The sequence below is a fragment of the Nocardia crassostreae genome, from assembly GCF_001613405.1.
In the GTDB taxonomy this organism is placed as follows: domain Bacteria; phylum Actinomycetota; class Actinomycetes; order Mycobacteriales; family Mycobacteriaceae; genus Nocardia; species Nocardia crassostreae.
Window position 1 is genome coordinate 160,580 of sequence record NZ_BDCH01000020.1, and the last position, 17,156, is coordinate 177,735.

At 68.2% G+C, this 17,156-nt stretch carries 16 protein-coding genes and 2 pseudogenes; 14 read left to right on the forward strand and 4 right to left on the reverse strand.

Going from position 1 to position 17,156, the window contains the following annotated elements; all coding sequences use genetic code 11:
• Positions 1-6: 6 nt before the first annotated feature.
• Positions 7-909, reverse strand: coding sequence for an immunity 49 family protein (locus tag NC4_RS21730; RefSeq protein WP_169814848.1), 903 nt, complete (start codon positions 907-909; stop codon positions 7-9).
• Between the two features lie 222 nt (positions 910-1,131).
• Here NC4_RS21730 and hemW point away from each other — a divergent pair, with 222 nt between their 5' ends.
• On the forward strand, positions 1,132-2,358 hold the full coding sequence (gene hemW, locus NC4_RS21735) for a radical SAM family heme chaperone HemW (protein WP_084529646.1): 1,227 nt from the start codon (positions 1,132-1,134) through the stop codon (positions 2,356-2,358).
• A gap of 641 nt (positions 2,359-2,999) precedes the next feature.
• On the opposite strand, the gene NC4_RS42955 is transcribed toward hemW, so the two are convergent.
• Together NC4_RS42955 and NC4_RS44790 are read right to left on the reverse strand one after the other, a co-directional pair.
• Positions 3,000-3,656: a response regulator transcription factor gene (locus tag NC4_RS42955; protein WP_281186370.1), complete on the reverse strand. Its 657-nt coding sequence runs from the start codon at positions 3,654-3,656 to the stop codon at positions 3,000-3,002.
• A 573-nt stretch (positions 3,657-4,229) separates the two neighbouring features.
• Positions 4,230-4,940 (reverse strand): annotated as a pseudogene (locus NC4_RS44790) (histidine kinase); the annotation flags it as partial.
• A gap of 94 nt (positions 4,941-5,034) precedes the next feature.
• Between NC4_RS44790 and NC4_RS21750 the strand changes: the two are divergent.
• From NC4_RS21750 to NC4_RS21780, 8 genes and pseudogenes are all read left to right on the forward strand, one after another.
• The gene (locus NC4_RS21750; protein WP_245721832.1) at positions 5,035-6,024 is read left to right on the forward strand and encodes an SDR family NAD(P)-dependent oxidoreductase; all 990 of its coding nucleotides are present in this window, start codon (positions 5,035-5,037) and stop codon (positions 6,022-6,024) included.
• A 49-nt stretch (positions 6,025-6,073) separates the two neighbouring features.
• A complete protein-coding gene (locus tag NC4_RS45155) occupies positions 6,074-6,349 on the forward strand; it encodes an alpha/beta fold hydrolase (protein WP_067541309.1) in 276 nt (91 codons plus the stop codon).
• A 97-nt stretch (positions 6,350-6,446) separates the two neighbouring features.
• Positions 6,447-7,592: an epoxide hydrolase family protein gene (locus NC4_RS21760; RefSeq protein ID WP_067541311.1), complete on the forward strand. Its 1,146-nt coding sequence runs from the start codon at positions 6,447-6,449 to the stop codon at positions 7,590-7,592.
• Between the two features lie 37 nt (positions 7,593-7,629).
• Positions 7,630-7,791: pseudogene (locus NC4_RS42970) on the forward strand (redoxin domain-containing protein); the annotation flags it as partial.
• Between the two features lie 76 nt (positions 7,792-7,867).
• Positions 7,868-8,152, forward strand: a complete 285-nt coding sequence (locus NC4_RS42975) for a thioredoxin domain-containing protein (protein ID WP_245721866.1) — start codon at positions 7,868-7,870, stop codon at positions 8,150-8,152.
• A 152-nt stretch (positions 8,153-8,304) separates the two neighbouring features.
• Positions 8,305-9,345, forward strand: coding sequence for a heat-inducible transcriptional repressor HrcA (gene hrcA, locus NC4_RS21770; RefSeq protein WP_067541313.1), 1,041 nt, complete (start codon positions 8,305-8,307; stop codon positions 9,343-9,345).
• 35 nt (positions 9,346-9,380) lie between these two features.
• Complete coding sequence (gene dnaJ / locus NC4_RS21775; RefSeq protein WP_067541315.1) at positions 9,381-10,532, forward strand: molecular chaperone DnaJ; 1,152 nt, start codon at positions 9,381-9,383, stop codon at positions 10,530-10,532.
• 4 nt (positions 10,533-10,536) lie between these two features.
• Positions 10,537-11,289 carry a 16S rRNA (uracil(1498)-N(3))-methyltransferase gene (locus NC4_RS21780; RefSeq protein WP_067541316.1) on the forward strand — a complete coding sequence of 251 codons (753 nt, stop codon included), beginning with the start codon at positions 10,537-10,539 and terminating at the stop codon, positions 11,287-11,289.
• A 90-nt stretch (positions 11,290-11,379) separates the two neighbouring features.
• On the opposite strand, the gene NC4_RS21785 is transcribed toward NC4_RS21780, so the two are convergent.
• The gene (locus tag NC4_RS21785) at positions 11,380-12,612 is read right to left on the reverse strand and encodes an MFS transporter (protein WP_067541319.1); all 1,233 of its coding nucleotides are present in this window, start codon (positions 12,610-12,612) and stop codon (positions 11,380-11,382) included.
• Between the two features lie 132 nt (positions 12,613-12,744).
• Here NC4_RS21785 and NC4_RS21790 point away from each other — a divergent pair, with 132 nt between their 5' ends.
• The 5 genes from NC4_RS21790 (at position 12,745) to NC4_RS21810 (ending at position 17,119) form a co-directional block, all read left to right on the forward strand.
• Positions 12,745-13,638: a LysR family transcriptional regulator gene (locus NC4_RS21790; RefSeq protein WP_067541321.1), complete on the forward strand. Its 894-nt coding sequence runs from the start codon at positions 12,745-12,747 to the stop codon at positions 13,636-13,638.
• Positions 13,639-13,838: 200 nt separating this feature from the next.
• The gene (locus tag NC4_RS21795) at positions 13,839-14,909 is read left to right on the forward strand and encodes a PhoH family protein (protein WP_067541705.1); all 1,071 of its coding nucleotides are present in this window, start codon (positions 13,839-13,841) and stop codon (positions 14,907-14,909) included.
• A gap of 23 nt (positions 14,910-14,932) precedes the next feature.
• A complete protein-coding gene (gene ybeY, locus NC4_RS21800; protein ID WP_067541322.1) occupies positions 14,933-15,487 on the forward strand; it encodes an rRNA maturation RNase YbeY in 555 nt (184 codons plus the stop codon).
• The gene (locus tag NC4_RS21805) at positions 15,484-16,809 is read left to right on the forward strand and encodes a hemolysin family protein (protein WP_067541324.1); all 1,326 of its coding nucleotides are present in this window, start codon (positions 15,484-15,486) and stop codon (positions 16,807-16,809) included. The genes ybeY and NC4_RS21805 overlap by 4 nt, the downstream gene beginning before the upstream one ends.
• The gene (locus NC4_RS21810) at positions 16,802-17,119 is read left to right on the forward strand and encodes a cytidine deaminase-like protein (RefSeq protein WP_067541707.1); all 318 of its coding nucleotides are present in this window, start codon (positions 16,802-16,804) and stop codon (positions 17,117-17,119) included. Before NC4_RS21805 ends, NC4_RS21810 begins: the two co-directional genes overlap by 8 nt.
• Positions 17,120-17,156: the final 37 nt, after the last annotated feature.

Consider the following 17,156-nt stretch of genomic DNA (forward strand, 5'->3'; position numbering starts at 1 on the left):
GACCGGTCAGTCCGGTGCCTTGACCGCCGTGACCTCGAACTCGAGCGTCCCATCGACCTTGAGCGTCGCCTCGGCCTGCGTCGCCGCGGCGGCGGCCGCCGCCACCGCGGCCAGTTCGGGGGAGTGCATCCAGTTCGGTCGGAGGATCAAACCCAAAGGCAAATACTCGGATTCGACCTCGATCCGCAGGCCCGAATCGTGCGCCCAGCACGCCAGCCCGAGGAGCGGGAGCGAGATCACGCCCTCCGGATCGTGGCACCACGCGGCCCGGTCGAAGAAGGCGCGATGGCGGCGCAGCGCATTGGCCAGCTCCCAACTGAACCCGTCCTGATCGCGCGCGGCCATGCGGGCGAACACCTCGAGGGACGGCCGGACCAGCTGATCCAGCACATGCTGGGCGCCCATCCGGCTGGTCGTATCCAGGCCCCACGCCTGATCGGCCACGGTCTCCGCGCCGTAGCGCCAGCCCTCCTGAAGTATCCGCGCCCACTCGTACTGGCAGTCGTCGAAGGCGTTGTCGCCGTACTCCCGCAGGCGCGACACCGGATAGTCGACCAGCTCGTCCAGCGCGGCCGCATCACGCCCGATCAGCGCCCACCAGAAGGCCGCCCGCCACCCCGTCACCTTGTCGTAGCGATCGAATCCGGACTCGATGCCCGGCGCCCGGAATCGCTTGGTGATGGTCTGCTCGGTCATCTGCGCGAAGTACAGCGCCTGACCGTCCACCGCATGGGGATCGAAGAGCAGCGTATGCGCCAACATCTCGCCGGGAAACGAGCGCGCGAAGTTCGGACCATCCGGCAACACCGGAGGCATAGGCGAGGTGAAGAGCACAGGGGCGACCGACCCCGCATCAACCACCGCCACCGCCGAGGCATCCATCTCGTGCCGTTCGACAACCTCGGTCATCCGCTGGCCGTCATCCCACATACTTCCCCATTCCCCGGCTCGCCGACCGAGCCTCCTCCGAAATCCCTTGGAATGTAATCGGACCCACCGACACCCGCATGCCCCGAATGGTCACGTCGCGCGCCGGAGTGACTTCTCGGGCGGGGCGATACCGCTTCCCGGGCGGGGCGGGTGGTGGCAGCCCCGTGCGGTGTGACCTGGGCGACCGGGCACACTGGGTGGGTGACCTCGACCGCCCCGGCTTCCACCACCGCGACCGCTCCCACAGGGGCCGACTCGGCGGGGTTGGTGTTGCGCGATTTCGGCGGGGGGCCGTTCGGGATCTATATTCATGTGCCGTTCTGCGCGACGCGGTGCGGGTACTGCGATTTCAATACCTACACTGCGGGGGAGTTGGGGACGTCCGCCTCGCCGGAGTCCTGGTTCGAGGCGCTGCGTGGGGAATTGGCTACGGCTGCTGAACAATTCGAGGGGCTGCCGAGTGTGACTCCTGCGGTCGAGACGGTGTTCGTGGGTGGTGGCACGCCTTCGCTGCTCGGGGGCGACGGGTTGGCGGATGTCATGACCGCGATTCGCGATAATTTCGCCCTTGCGCCTGGCGCCGAGGTGACTACGGAATCCAATCCTGAATCCACGTCGCCGGAATTCTTCGAGCGACTCTTGGACGGGGGCTTTACTCGGGTCTCGCTGGGTATGCAGTCCGCTGCTCGGCATGTGTTGAAGATTCTTGACCGCACCCACACTCCCGGGCGGGCTGTGGCCGCCGCGCAGGAGGCTCGTGCCGCGGGGTTCGAGCACGTCAATCTGGACCTGATCTATGGGACGCCGGGGGAGACGGACGCCGATCTCGATGCCAGCCTGGACGCGGTGCTGAGCGCGGGGGTTGATCACGTTTCTGCCTACTCGCTGATCGTCGAGGACGGCACCGCGTTGGCTCGCCGCGTGCGGCGGGGGGAACTTCCGGCACCGGACGACGATGTTCTCGCGGCGCGGTACGAACGCATCGACTCGCGCCTCGCGGCGGCGGGATTGCACTGGTATGAGGTGTCCAACTGGGCTGCGAACGAGGACGCGCGGTGCCGTCACAACCTTGGGTATTGGGATGGCGGTGACTGGCTGGGTGCTGGGCCTGGTGCGCACAGTCATGTCGGTGGGATGCGGTGGTGGAATGTGAAACACCCTGCGCGGTACGCGGATCGGGTTGCACTCGGGGGGTTGCCAGCTGCGGGGTTCGAGGCGCTCAGTGAGGAAGAGCGTTATACCGAACGGGTCATGCTTACCGTGCGGTTGCGTGCGGGGATGCCGGTCGGGGAGTTGGATGGGTCTGGTTGGGTTGCCGCTGAGCGCGTTATCGCGGATGGTCTTGCTGAGCTTTGCGGCGACCGGCTGGTTTTGACTGATCGCGGGCGGCTGCTTGCCGACGGGGTGGTTCGCGCGTTGTTGGGCTGATAAGGGTTGAGGGTGGGTCTGATCAGGAACGCTCGTGGCTGTGTTTAATTTGCCCTCCGCTTCGCTCCGGGCGGGGTTTGGGCCCCTGAGTCTCGATTTTTCCCTCCCTCCGCGCACGCCGGAGCTCCTCCGCTTCGCTCCCCCGCTCCGACGCACGCTCCGCTCAGTCCAAAATCGAGACGGCCCAAACCCACCCAGAACTGCCCGAAAAGAATTCCCTACAGCCGGACGAACTGGGTTGATACGCGGACCGGATTGCACCGACAGTCATTGACAGTTCGCCTCCGGCGGAACCTTGAGCGGACGTCTGGGAAGAACACCACCGGCTGGCAGACCAGCTGGCGGGCAGACCAACTGACGGGCTTGTGGTCTCGTGGGGCCAGAAGTCCAGCAGAGACCAGGGCATGCGGGCGACGGTTGGTCCCGAACAGTCAACAGGCTTGATGCGCGGACTGGATTGCACCGACAGTCATCGACGGTTCGCCTGCGGCGGACTGGTTCGGATGGATCAACTCGGTGGGGCGGGTCGGGTTCGCCTTCGGCGGGCCGGTGAAGGGGGAATCAGGTTCACCTAGCTCGGGCAGCGCTGATCGGTAGTTATGGCGCGGGCTGGAAGTGGGGTGGAGAGGGTGGTCGTGGGGTTAGCGTTCGCCTGCGCGGAGGCCCATGACGGCTAGGCGGACTCGGTTCGAGACGCCTGTTTTCGCCATGAGGTTGGTGATGTGGGTTTTCACGGTGGTGATGCCGATGTGTAGGTGCTGGGCGATTTCGGCGTTGGAGAGGCCGTCGGCGACCAGTGTGAGTACTTCGGCTTCGCGGTCGGTCAGGCCGAATGCCGGTGTGGGCATTGGTGGTTCGGCGGTGTGGCCGGAGACGGCGGCTACTGCTGAGTCCACGACGCGGTGGAGGACGTCGCCGGAGAAGGTGCGTTCGCCGGTGGCGGCGCGGCGGATGGCGTCGATGAGTTGGGCGGGGGCGGTGTCTTTGACGAGGAAGCCGAAGGCGCCTGCGGCTAGGGCGGGGTAGAGGTGATCGTCGTCGTCGAAGGTGGTGAGGGCTAGGACCTTGGTGGTGGGGTGGGCGGCGAGAATGGCTGCGGTGGCTCGGATTCCGTCCATGCCGGGCATGCGCAGGTCCATGAGGACGACGTCGGGGCGGAGGTCGGCCGCCAGGCGGACGGCGTCGCCGCCGGTCGCGGCTTCGGCGACCACTTCCAGGTCGCCTGCGGTTTGGCAGAGCATGCGCAGTCCGGCGCGCACCAGTTGCTGATCGTCGACGATCAGGACGCGCACTGTCACAGTGCCTCCCGGGCTTCGACGGGGAGGTGCGCGGCGAGCCGCCAGCCCGCTCCGGAGGCCGCGGCGGTCAGGGTGCCGCCGAGGAGTGCGACGCGCTCCCGCAGGCCGATCAGGCCTAGGCCGGTGGTTGGTCTCGTACCGAGCGGGTGTCCTGCGGCTGTGCTCGCGGGCAGGTGGCCGGGATCCATTTGGGGAAGGCTGGTGGTAAGGCGCTTCGAGCCGCGACCGTTTACCGCGTGGGGGGTGCCGCTGTCGCTGAGTTCGAAGTGCACGCCGTCGGTTCCGGTCGAGATGCCCAGTCTGGCATCGGCTTTCACGCCCGCGTGTTTGGTCACATTGGCGAGGCCCTCCTGGGTCAGGCGGAGCAGGGGTGAGCGCGGTCATGGCGTCGACCGCGGTGATCTCACCGTCGATATCGGTCGCTACCCGCAGGCCGAGGCCGCGCGCCCGATCAACGGCGGCGCGCAGCGCGTCCGGCAGATCGCCGGGGGCGAGGAAGGATTCGCCGTCCGCCTCGGGATTGCGCAGGATCGTCACCAGTTTGCGGAGGTCGGCGAGGGTTTGCACGCCGCTGGTGTGCACGTCGTCGAGGACTTCGCGGACCACCGGCGGCGCATCGGGCAGGGCGTGCTGGGCGACGCTGACGCGCAGCACGGTGGAGGAGACGTGGTGGGCGATCAGGTCGTGCAGTTCGCGGGCGATGGCGGTGCGCTCCCAGGCCCGCGCCGCAACCACTTCCGAGCGGCGGCGTTCCGCGATCTCGCGGGCTTCGCGGCGCGCGGTGTGCACGGCTTCGCGGGCCGTGCGTAGTAGCCAGCCCAATACGAGTGGCAGTCCGGCCATGACGATGGCCCGGTAGCCGGTGGCTGCCGCGCCGCCCGTGGTGTGCAACAGGTACGCGCCGCCCAGGGCGGCCGCGCCCAGCACCGGCTGGGTGCCGCCGCGCCGGGCGGCGAGTTCGGTGAGTGCGAGACCGGCGGCGACCTTCGGGACCAGCGGTCCGGCGTCGCCGATCTCGAAACCGAGCATCAGGACGGCTGTTGTTCCGAGTGAGGTGAGCAGTGGCCAGCGCGCGCCGCCCGCGATGGCCGCGATCGATGCGAGGGCGAGCGCCCAGTCGATACCGCTGGGTGAATTCACCAGCAGCAATTGACAACCGATCGCGAGCGCGGTCAACACGCTCATGCGCACCGGTAGGGACCGCGCGTCGAGCAACCAATCGACGCCTCGGGTCATACCGGTCGTATCCACGTCATCATCATGCCCCGGCGGGGGCGCGCGCATCTCCTACCCAGGGAGGAGACGACTCCATCCGGCGGCCGGAAGTCCGGCCATCGGGCGGATCTGCCAGGCGTCGCCACGCTCGACAGTGGGAGCCATGAGCGACGACAGCATCATCTCCGCGGCCGAAACGGCCGCGCCCGTCCCGTCGGAATCGGTGACGGGCAACCCCGCGAAGCCCAGCCGCAGAGGACTTCTGGGCGCCATGGCCGCCTCCGGTCTCGCCGCCGGTGCGGCGGGGCTGGCGGCGGGCGTCGCGCTCGGCGCGGACTCCAATCCGCCCGTGCCGCAATCCGGCGGGCTACGCCGTTTCGAGAACAAGGTGGTTCTCATTACCGGGGCCACCTCCGGGATCGGTGCGGCGGCAGCGAAACTCTTCGCGGCCGAGGGCGCCAAGGTGGCATTCTGTGGCCGCCGTGTCGATCGCGGGCAGGCCGTGGAACGCGAGATTCGCAATGCCGGAGGGGAAGCCACCTACCTGCGCGCGGATGTGCTGGTGGAAGCCGAAGTCCGGGACTTCGTCGACACTGCCGTCGCCAAGTACGGCGGCCTGCATGTGGCATTCAACAATGCGGGCATCACCATTCAGAAGAAGCTCCACGAATACAGCGCCGACGAATTCGACCAGGTCGTCGACACCAATCTGCGCGGCGCGTTCCTGGCCATGAAATACCAAGTACCACACATGATTCGCGGTGGTGGCGGCACCATTGTCGTCACCTCCTCCAGCAATGCCCTCGCCACCGACGGCGGCCGCGCCGCCTACACCGCCGCCAAACGCGGCCTGGTCGGCCTGGTGCAGTCGGCCGCCCTGGACTACGCCGCCGACGGCATCCGCGTGAACGCCCTGGTGCCCGGCACCACCGATACCGAACTGGTCCGCCGCGCAGCGGGAATGGAAGCCGTCCCCGACGACGCCTACCAGGTCTTCATGCGCCAGTGGGCCCGCCTGAACATCCCCGGCCTCGCCCGCCTGGCCACCCCCGCCGAGATCGCCGCCTTCGCCCTCACCCTGGCCTCATCCGAACACGCCTACATGACCGGCGCCCAACTGGTCATCGACGGCGGAAAGACCGCCCACGCCTGAGCGATCGCGCGCTTCGGCTCCACCGGCGGCGATACAGTGACTGTTTCTGGTGTTCGCCCCGTCCGCACCCGCGCTCGCGGCTCCGATGCCGACGATCGTGCTGGTGCACGGCGCATTCTCCGATCCGAGCATCTGGGACGGGGTGGCGAGCGAGCTGCGCGCGGAGGGCTATCGGGTGGTGGCCGTGGACAATCCGCTACGGAGCCCGGCGAGCGACGCGGTGATCGCGCAGGTGCACGATCCGAAGGTCACCTCCCGGGTTTCCGGCCTCGGCACCCGGTTCGGCGAGGTCGCGGCAGTCGTGGCGGCAGCGGCGCGTGGATAGCCGTGCGCCTGGGCGCACACGGTTTCCGCGCGTCCGGTCGCGCCCGGGTCTACGCTGCTGCGGTCAGAGCTCCATGTCCCGCACGCGAGGAATCGTCATGTTCGACGACATAGTTCCCTTCCGGATCGAGGTCTCGCCGACGCAATGGCGGGATCTGCGCCAGCGGCTGAGTGAAACCCGTTGGCCCGCACAGATTCCGGGAGTCGGCTGGGATCGCGGGGTTCCCGTGGACTATCTGCGGGAGCTGGCGGGCCACTGGGCGCAGCGTTTCGACTGGCAGGCGTGGGAGAAGCGGATCAACTCCTATCCGCAGTACACGACCGTCATCGACGGCGCGCGAATTCATTTTCTGCACATCAGATCCCACCGGTCCGATGCGACACCGCTGGTCATGCTGCACGGCTGGCCGAGCTCGGTGCTGGAGTACCTCGATGTCATCGAACCGCTCACCGATCCCGAGGACGGCGGGCCCGCATTCCACCTGATCATCCCGTCGCATCCGAACTTCGGCTTCTCGGGCCCGGCCGCGGATACCGGTTGGGACGGTTACCGGATCGCGAGCGCCTACGCCGAACTCATGCGCCGCCTGGGCTATCCGCGCTACGGCGTGCAGGGCGGTGACTTCGGCTCCTTCATCGGCCCGAATATCGGCCGCCTCGATGCCGACCGGGTGATCGGCGTGCACGTCAATGCGGCCGGTTTCGGATTCATTCCCTTCGGCGGCATGACCGACGACGTGGTCGCCACCTTGAGCGAGCGCGAACGTGGCAAGCTGGCGCTGGTGGGCAAACTCCTCTCCGACGGCGGCCACTTCCAGATCCAGGGCACCCGCCCGCACACCCTCGGCTTCGCCCTGGCCGATTCTCCCGCCGGGCAGCTGGCCTGGATCGTGGAGAAATTCCACTCCTGGACCGGAACCGAAGGCGCGCTGGAGGATCGGATCGACCGCGATCATCTGCTCGCCACCGTCTCGGTCTACTGGTTCACCAATACCGGCAGCTCCTCGGCGCAGCTGTACTACGAGACCCTGCACGCCCAGCATCAGCCCACCCGCTCCACGGTGCCGACCGCCGTCGCCAATTTCGCGACCGATCCGGCCATCCGCCGCTTCGCCGAACAGCTCAATACCATTGCCCGCTGGACCGAATTCGACACCGGCGGCCACTTCGCCGCCATGCAGACCCCGGAGCTGCTGGTCGCCGACATCCGCGCCTTCTTCACGGAACTGATTGGCGCACAATAGGGCGGGGCACAACAAAGACATGGCGCTCGAATCGTTCATGGTCCCGATCGGCACGCCCGCCCCCGATTTCACCCTGCCCGCGGTGGACGGCACCAAGGTCCGGCTCGGCGATTTCGCCGCCGACCCGGCGCTGCTGGTGATCTTCCTGTCCAATCACTGCCCCTACGTCCGGCGCATCGAGGCGGCCCTCGGCGAAGTCACCGCCGAGCTGCGCCCGCGCGGCCTGGCCGCCGTCGCCGTCTGCAGCAACGACATCGAGCACTATCCCGACGACAATGCCGAGCGTCTGCGCGAGCAGGTCCTGCGCGCCGGATTCGCAGGAGGTCGCCCGCGCCTACCGTGCGGCCTACACCCCGGATCTGTTCCTCTACGACGCCGACCGCAAGCTGGCCTACCGCGGCCGCTTCGACACCGCCACGCCCGGCAATACCGTGCCCTCCGACGGTTCGGTGCTGCGCGCCGCCGTCGCCGAGGTGCTGGCCGGGCGTCCGGTCCCCGAACCGCACGTGCCCAGCATCGGCTGCGGCATCAAGTGGAAACCCGGTACGACGCCCAGGTGACGAACAGCCCTCGTCCGGGTGACGACCGGCGCGCAGGCAATTTGCCAATGGGCAACTAAACTGGATTCGGATATCCGGGAATCCGCGTGATCACTGCCAGACCTACGAGGCGGTGACACGCGTCCCGACAGCGAGCGAGGAGGTGGGGCCCCATGTCGAGTACCGAGCAGCGTCGGCTCGAGGTCCTGCGTGCGATCGTGGCGGACTACATCTCGACCAAGGAGCCGATCGGGTCCAAGACCCTGGTGGAACGGCACAATCTGGGCGTCTCCAGCGCCACCGTCCGCAACGATATGGCCGTGCTGGAGGCCGAGGGGTACATCGCCCAGCCGCACGCCAGCTCCGGCCGCATCCCCACCGACAAGGGTTATCGGCAGTTCGTCGATCACATCTCCGAGGTCAAGCCGCTGTCGAATGCGGAGCGGCGGGCCATTATGGAATTCCTGGAAAGCGGCGTCGACCTCGACGATGTGCTACGCCGCGGGGTGCGGCTGCTGGCGCAGCTGACCCGGCAGGTCGCCATGGTCCAGTACCCGACGGTGTCGGCCTCGACCGTGCGCCACCTCGAGGTCGTGGCGCTCAATCCGGCGCGGCTGCTGCTGGTGGTGATCACCGACACCGGCCGCGTCGATCAGCGCCTGGTCGATCTGGGCAATGTGGTGGGCGAGGACGATCTGGCCGCCCTGCGCGGCATGCTCGGTAAAGCCATGGACGGCAAACGTCTCGCCATCGCCTCGGCCGCGGTGGCCGAACTCCCCGAGCACGCGCCCGCCCGGCTGCGCGATGTGCTGGTGCGAGTGTCCACGGTGCTGGTCGAGACCCTCGTCGAGCATCCCGAAGAGCGGCTTGTGCTGGGTGGCACCGCCAATCTCACCCGCAGCGCGTTCGATTTCGCGGGCAATGGTTTCCCCGGTTCGCTGCGTTCGGTGCTCGAAGCGCTCGAAGAGCAGGTCATCGTGCTGAAGCTGCTGGCAGCCGCCCAGCATCCGGGTACCGTTACCGTGCAGATCGGCGAGGAAACCGAAGTCGAGCAGATGCGCGGCACGGCCGTGGTGTCCACCGGCTACGGCATGCCCGGTACCGTTCTAGGCGGTATGGGGGTTTTGGGCCCGACCCGCATGGACTATCCGGGGACCATCGCATCGGTCGCGGCGGTCGCACGGTATATCGGTGAGGTGCTCTCCGAACGGTGAGCAAGCGGAAGACGAAACAGGACTAGAGAGCGCAAGTGGCACGGGACTATTACGCACTGCTCGGCGTCGCACGTAACGCGACCGACCAGGAGATCAAGCGCGCCTACCGCAAGCTGGCGCGTGAACTGCATCCCGACGTCAATCCGGATCCGGAGGCGCAGGAGCGATTCCGGGAGGTGTCGACCGCCTACGAGGTGCTGACCGACGCCGAGAAGCGGCGCATCGTCGATCTGGGCGGTGATCCGCTGGAGAACGGCGGCGGTATGGGCGGCGGCTTCTCCGGCGCCGGATTCGGCGGCCTCGGGGATGTGTTCGAGGCGTTCTTCGGCGGCATGAGCGGTTCCGGTCCGCGCAAGCCGCGCGGGCGCGTGCAGCCCGGCGCGGATTCGCTGCTGCGGACGCGACTGTCGTTGCAGGAGTGCGCGGTCGGCGTCACCAAGCATCTGACCGTCGACACCGCCATCCTCTGCGATCTGTGCCAGGGCGCGGGCACCAATGGCAACTCCAAGCCGGTGCGCTGTGAGACCTGCGGCGGCGCGGGTGAGGTGCAGAGCGTGCAGCGCTCCTTCCTGGGCCAGGTCATGACCTCGCGGCCCTGCCCCACCTGCCGCGGTGCGGGCGAGACCATTCCCGATCCCTGTCGCAAGTGCGGCGGCGACGGCCGCGTGCGCTCGCGCCGCGAGATCGCCGCGCCGATCCCGGCCGGTGTGGCCGCGGGCATGCGAGTCCGCCTGGCCGCGCAGGGCGAGGTCGGCCCGGGCGGCGGCCCCGCCGGTGACCTCTACGTCGAGATCGTCGAGCAGCCGCACGACACCTTCGTCCGCGACGGCGACGACCTGCACTGCACCATCCGCGTGCCCATGGTGGACGCCGCCCTCGGCACCACCGTCGTCATCGACACCATTCTCGACGGCCCCGTCGAACTGACCATCCCCGCGGGCACCCAGCCCGGCGAGGCGTCGGTCCTGCGCGGCCACGGCATGCCCAAGTTGCGCGCCCAGACCCGCGGCGACCTCATCGCCCACCTGGACATCGTGGTCCCCACCAAGATGGACTCCAAGCAGACCGAACTGCTGCGCAAGTACAAGGGCCTGCGCGCCACCGAGCGGACCGAAGTGCTCTCCACCCAGTCCGAGCACAACAGCGGCCTGTTCGCCCGCCTCCGCGCCTCCTTCAGCGGACGCTGACCCGGTGGCCGCCACCGTCTTCTACCTCGACGACATCCCCGCCCCCGGTGCGACGGCGGTCCTGGACGGCCCCGAAGGCCGCCACGCCGCCACCGTCCGCCGCATCCGGGTCGGGGAACCCATCACCCTGTCCGACGGACACGGTGTGGTCGCCGAATCCGAAGTGGTTGCGGCCCAAAAGTACCGCCTCGAACTGAAGGTCCTCGCCCGCAGCCTCGCCCGCAGCCTCGCCGCCCCCGCCACCCCCCAGGTGACGGTGGTCCAAGCGCTCCCCAAGAGCGACCGCTCCGAACTGGCCGTCGAGCTGATGACGGAGGCGGGCGCCGACGCCATCGTCCCCTGGCAGGCCGCCCGCTGCATCTCCAACTGGGAGGCCAAGGCCCACAAGGCCGTCGAGAAATGGCGCACCGCCGCCAAACAGGCAGCCCGCCAATCCCGCCGCCCCTACATCCCCGACGTAGCCGACCTGCACACCACCCGAGACCTCCTCGAGTTGGTCCGCACCGCCAAGTCCAACGGCGCCATAGTGGCAGCCCTCCACGAATCCGGCGAATCCCGCTTCAAAGACCTGCCTTTCGCCGATGCCCCCGAAGTCGTCCTCATCGTCGGCCCCGAAGGCGGCCTCGACGACTCCGAACTGAGTGCCCTGTCCGCGGCGGGTGCGGACATCGTCCTCCTCGGTCCCACCGTCCTGCGCACCTCCACCGCCGCCGCGGTCGCCGTAGGCGCGCTCGGCGCACTGACCACGCGCTGGTAGCAGAACCGGCGCACGGTAGTCGATCTTCGGCCACGATCGAACACCCCGGGGCGAGGTGGCCTGCCGCCCGCCCAACCCTGGGCCGAAGCGTCAGCGCGGACCCGGAGCCGTCCGGACGGCCGGTCGGCTGTGCGTTGTGATGTGCAGCCATGTCGCCAGTACGGCGGCGGCGAAGACGAGAGCGGAAACATAGATCGCCACACCGGGCCAGCCATCGCGGCCGTAGGCGAGGCCCGCGCCGCCGCCGATTACCGAATTGCCCGCGTAATAGGCGAAGACGTAGAGGGAGGAGGCGGCGGCGCGGTTGCCTTGCGCGGCTGCGCCGACCCAGCCGCTGGCCACGGCGTGGGCGGCGAAGAAGCCTGCGGTGCAGAGCAATACGCCGAGGAGGATGAGCGGTAGGCGGTTCGGGACGGTGAGAGCCAGGCCGAGGCCCATGGTTCCGATCGCGGTGAGCAGCACCCCGGCGCGGCCGAGGCGATCGGCCAGGCGTCCGGCGCAGGCCGCGGCCGTGGTGCCCGCGAGGTACATGACGAATACCGAACCGACTGTGGCCTCGGACAATTCGAAGGGGGTGCTGGTGAGGCGGTAGCCGAGGAAGTTGTAGATGGCGGTGAAGCCGCCCGCCACCACGAAGGCCAGCGCGAAGAGCGGCAGCAATGTGCGGTGGCGCAGGTGACCCGCGAAATCTGTGGTCAGCGTACGGATTCCGAGCGGGCGCGGGCTGAAATTCCGCGACTGTGGGAGGGCCTTCAGGAACCACAACGTGGACCCTGCCGCTGCCACCGCCACCGCCGCTGCGGCCCACCGCCACGAGGCCGCTTCCAGGGTGACCGCCGGAATCAACCGTCCCGCAAGGCCGCCCACGCTGGTACCGGCCACATAGACGCCCATGGCGGCGCCCAGCCCGGAAGCGCCGATCTCCTCGGCCAGGTAGGTCATGGCCACCGCGGGCACCCCGGCCACCGCGATGCCCTGTACGGCGCGTCCGACCAGGAGGCTCTCGAGGGTCGGCGCGAAGGGCAGCAGGAGTCCGATGGCCGCGGTGGTCACCGCGGACACCTGCATGACGTGGGTGCGGCCGAAGCGGTCCGAGAGCATGCTCACCGGGATGATCGCCACCGCGAGCAGGCCCGTGGTGAGGGAGACCGCCAGGGCCGCGTGTGCCGGGGTCGCGCCGAAGGCTGCCGACAGGCTCGGTAGCAGTGCCTGGGCGCTGTACATGGAGGCGAAAGTGGTCAGGCCCGCGGCGAACAGGGCGAGGGTGATGCGGCGGTCGTGCCGGGTGGCGACGGGCGCGTCGGGGGCGGCGGTGGCGGTCATTTCCTGAGCATGGGCAACTATCTCTTCGGAAGGAAATGCATAATAATCTCGGAGTTCATGCACTGGAGGCATTAGTGGTGGTCTGTGCGAAAGCTGCCACTGCGGACGTGACGTGCTGCACGGGAGGTCGATGTGCCGGGTGACGACCTGTACTGGTTCACCACCCTTGCCGAGCTCGAGCGGGTCGGGGCGGCGGCGGAGCGGCTGCATCTGGCGCAGCCCACCTTGTCGCGGATGCTGGCGCGGCTGGAACGGCGGCTGGGGGTGCGGCTGTTCGACCGGCACGGAAAACGGTTGACCTTGAACGACTTCGGCCGCGTCTACTACGAGCACGCGCGCCGCGCCCAGGCGGAGATGGACGCTGCGGCAATGGAACTCGCCGATCTGGCGAATCCGGCCAAGGGCGTGGTGCGGCTCGCCTTCCAGCATTCGCTCGGCGCACGCGTGGTGCCCGAGTTGATCGCGGGCTTCCGCCGCACCTCCGGCCGCGTCACCTTCACCCTCGCCCAGGATGCCGCCGACAGCGTCACCGATCTCGTGCTCGCCGGTACCGCCGATCTGGGCCTGGTATCCCCGAAACCCACCGCGCCCCGGGTGGGCTGGCGCCCCTTGCTGCGGCAGCGCCTGGGGCTGGCCGTCCCGGCCGACCACCGCCTGGCCACCCGCCGCCACGTCCACCTGTCCGACGCCGCCGAATCGGATTTCATTGCCATGCATCCGGGCTTCGGCATGCGGCATGTCCTCGAAGACCTCTGTGCCGCAGCCGATTTCCGGCCGCGCATCAGTTTCGAATGCAGCAATCTGACCACCATCGCCGGGCTCATCGCGGTCGGTCTGGGCGTCTCCATCCTGCCGCTCGACGACGCACCCATGAACACCCCGCACCCCGGCCTCGTCCTGCTCCCGCTGGCGGATTCGATCGCCGTGCGCGAGGTCGGCATGGTCTGGTCCCCGTCGGCCGCGCCCTCGGAGGCGGTTCGCCGCTTCCGCGACTTCACCTTCGACTGGGCGAGTCAGCGGGGCTGAGGATCGGCGGCCGTTTCCGGTCACCGGCACGGCTCGAGGGCATGACGGTTGGACGTCTTCGCAGCTGGTAGCCCTATATTCACTGGGCGCTGTCAGTGGTCGGCGCTAGACTTTCATCAACGAGACAAGGCTCGAGACCGGAAAGCAGGCTATAGCCACTTTTGAGAACACCAGGCGAAATCGGCGACCAGAACACACCCATTGCTGGTATCGGGGCCAGCGGCAACGGGTCCGGGTCGGCGGGGCGGACCGTTCGTTCCAGCATCGAATTGGCACCGGAGTCGGTGTTCGGATTCCTGGGTTCGGCTGACGAGAACCTGCGTGAACTCGAGCGGCTTCTCGATGCCGACATCCATGTCCGCGGCAATTCCGTCACCCTCACCGGCAAACCGGCCGACGTGGCCCTGGCCGAGCGCGTGGTGGCGCAGCTGGTGGCGTTGACCGCCCGCAATCGCGTCGTCTCCCCGGAGGCCGTGCGGCACACCTACTCCATGCTCACCGAGGGTTGCTCCGACTCTCCGGCCGAGGTGCTGAGCCTGGACATCCTGTCCCGGCGCGGTAAGATCATCCGGCCGAAGACCTTGAACCAGAAGCGTTATGTCGACGCCATCGACGCGCACACCATTGTGTTCGGCGTCGGCCCGGCCGGTACCGGCAAGACGTATCTGGCCATGGCCAAGGCCGTGCAGGCGCTGCAGACCAAGGCGGTCAACCGCATCATCCTGACCCGGCCCGCGGTCGAGGCGGGGGAGCGGCTGGGCTTCCTGCCCGGCACCCTGAACGAGAAGATCGACCCGTATCTGCGCCCGCTCTACGACGCCCTGCACGACATGATGGATCCCGAGGCCATTCCCAAGCTCATGGCCGCGGGCGTCATCGAGGTCGCACCGCTGGCGTACATGCGCGGTCGCACGCTCAACGATTCGTTCATCATTCTCGACGAGGCGCAGAACACCACGGCCGAGCAGATGAAGATGTTCCTCACCCGGCTGGGCTTCGGCTCCAAGATCGTGGTGACCGGTGACGTCACCCAGGTCGACCTGCCCAACGGCTCGTGTTCGGGCCTGCGGGCTGCGACGGAGATCCTCACCGATATCGACGATATCCACATTTCCGAGCTCACCAGCGCGGATGTGGTGCGGCACCGGCTGGTCGGAGCCATTGTCGACGCCTATGACCGCTACGAGTCGGAGAGCCGCCCGCCCGCGGCCGTGCACTATCCGGGAAATCGGGCGCAGCGGCGTGCCGCGAGCCGCGCGGAGCGACGCTGACCTAGGCCGATACCCTTAGCGGCGTGAGTATCGAGATCGCCAATGAATCGGGTATCGAGGTATCCGAAGAAGAGCTGGTCAGTGTCGCGCGGTTCGTGATCGGTCAGATGGATGTGCATCCGGCGGCCGAGCTGTCGATGGTGCTGGTCGATCTCGACACCATGGCGGATCTGCACATGCGCTGGATGGACCTGCCGGGTCCGACCGATGTCATGTCCTTCCCGATGGACGAGCTGGAGCCGGGCGGGCGGCCCGATGCCGCCGAGCCCGGCCCCTCCATGCTCGGGGATATCGTGCTCTGTCCGGAATTCGCGGCCCAGCAGGCCGAGAAGGCCGGGCACTCCACGGCCCACGAGCTCGCCCTGCTGACCGTGCACGGCGTGCTGCACCTCCTCGGCTACGACCATGCCGAGCCGGAGGAGGAGAAGGAGATGTTCGCGCTGCAGGCCTCCCTGCTGGAGGGCTGGTACGAGAGCCTGCGCGAGGCGCAGGTGCGCGCCGAACTGGCCGAGCGGGATCGGCGGCTGCTGGGCAAGACCGGATTCACCGATGCCGGTGATCCGCTGGACCCGGCGTGAATTCATTCGTTCTGCTGGTGCTGGCGATCGTGCTGGTTCCGGCGGGTGGCATTTTCGCGGCGCTGGATTCGGCGCTGAACACCATTTCGGCCGCGCGCGTGGACGATATGGTGCGCGCCGAACGCACCGGCGCGGCGAGATTGCAGCGCATCATCGCCGATCGGCCGCGCTATGTGAATCTCATGGTGCTGCTGCGCATTCTGTGCGAGATCAGCGCCACGGTGCTGCTGGCGGCGGTGCTGCTGAACTGGATGGACGAGCTCGAGGCGCTGCTGGTGACCGCGACGGTCATGGTGCTGGTCGACTATCTGGTGATCGGGGTGGGGCCGCGCACGCTCGGCCGCCAGCACGCGTATTCGCTGGCGCTGGGCGCTTCGCTGCCCTTGCAGGCCATCGGGACCATACTGGGCCCGGTGAGCCGGTTGCTCATCCTGATCGGTAATGCCATCACCCCCGGTAAGGGATTCCGCAACGGCCCCTTCGCTTCCGAGATCGAACTGCGCGAGGTCGTGGATCTGGCCGGTGAGCGCGGCGTGGTGGACGACGAGGAACGCCGGATGATCCAGTCGGTCTTCGAACTCGGCGAGACCGCGGCCCGCGCGGTCATGGTGCCGCGCACCGAGATGGTGTGGATCGAGGCCGACAAGACGGCCTCGCAGGCCATGAATCTGGCGGTGCGGTCCGGGCATTCGCGGATTCCGGTGATCGGCGAGAACGCCGATGACATTCTCGGCGTCGTCTATTTGAAAGACCTTGTGCCGTACGCGGATCGGAGCAAGAAGGTGCGGGTGCGCGATGTGATGCGCCCGGCCGTCTTCGTGCCCGACTCCAAGCCGCTCGACACCCTGCTCGACGAAATGCAGCGCCGCCGCAACCATATGGCGCTGCTGGTGGACGAATACGGCGGCATTGCCGGGCTGGTCACCATCGAGGACGTGCTCGAGGAGATCGTCGGCGAGATCATCGACGAGTACGACACCGACGAGATCAACCCGGTCGAGGATATCGGCCACGGCAAATACCATGTCTCCGCACGACTTCCGGTGGAGGACCTGGGCGAGTTGTTCGATATGGAGATCGACGACGAGGATGTCGACACCGTCGGCGGCCTGCTCGCACACGCCCTGGGCCGCGTCCCGCTGCCGGGTTCCAAGGCCGTGATCCACGGCCTGCAGTTGCGCGGGGAGGGCGGCGCGGACACCCGCGGGCGGGTGCGGGTGCACACCGTCGTGGTGCGCCGCGCCCCGGAGAAGACCAGAACCGAACCGGCCGAACACAAGCCGGGCGGCGGCGCACACGAGGATGGAGAAGGCGATGACTGAACTGGATGCCGAGGACAACAAGCTGCTGATCCTCGCTCGTGGCGCCATGGGGCGGACCGGCGGCCGCGGCGGCGCGGCGGTGCGCGATACCGATGGGCGCACCTACGCGGCCGGTGAGGTGAGCCTGGCGGCGCTGCGGCTGACCGCCTTGCAGGCCGCCGTCGCGGCCGCCGTATCCAGTGCCGCCGAGGGATTCGAGTGCGCGGTCGTGGTCGCGGGCAAGTTCTCCGATCAGGGCGTGGCCGCGGTGCGCGAGGTATCGCCCACGGCGCGAATCATTTTCACCGATGCCAAGGGCGCGGTGTTCTAAGTGCTGGAGGGTCCCGTCGAGGGCGATCCGGCGACCC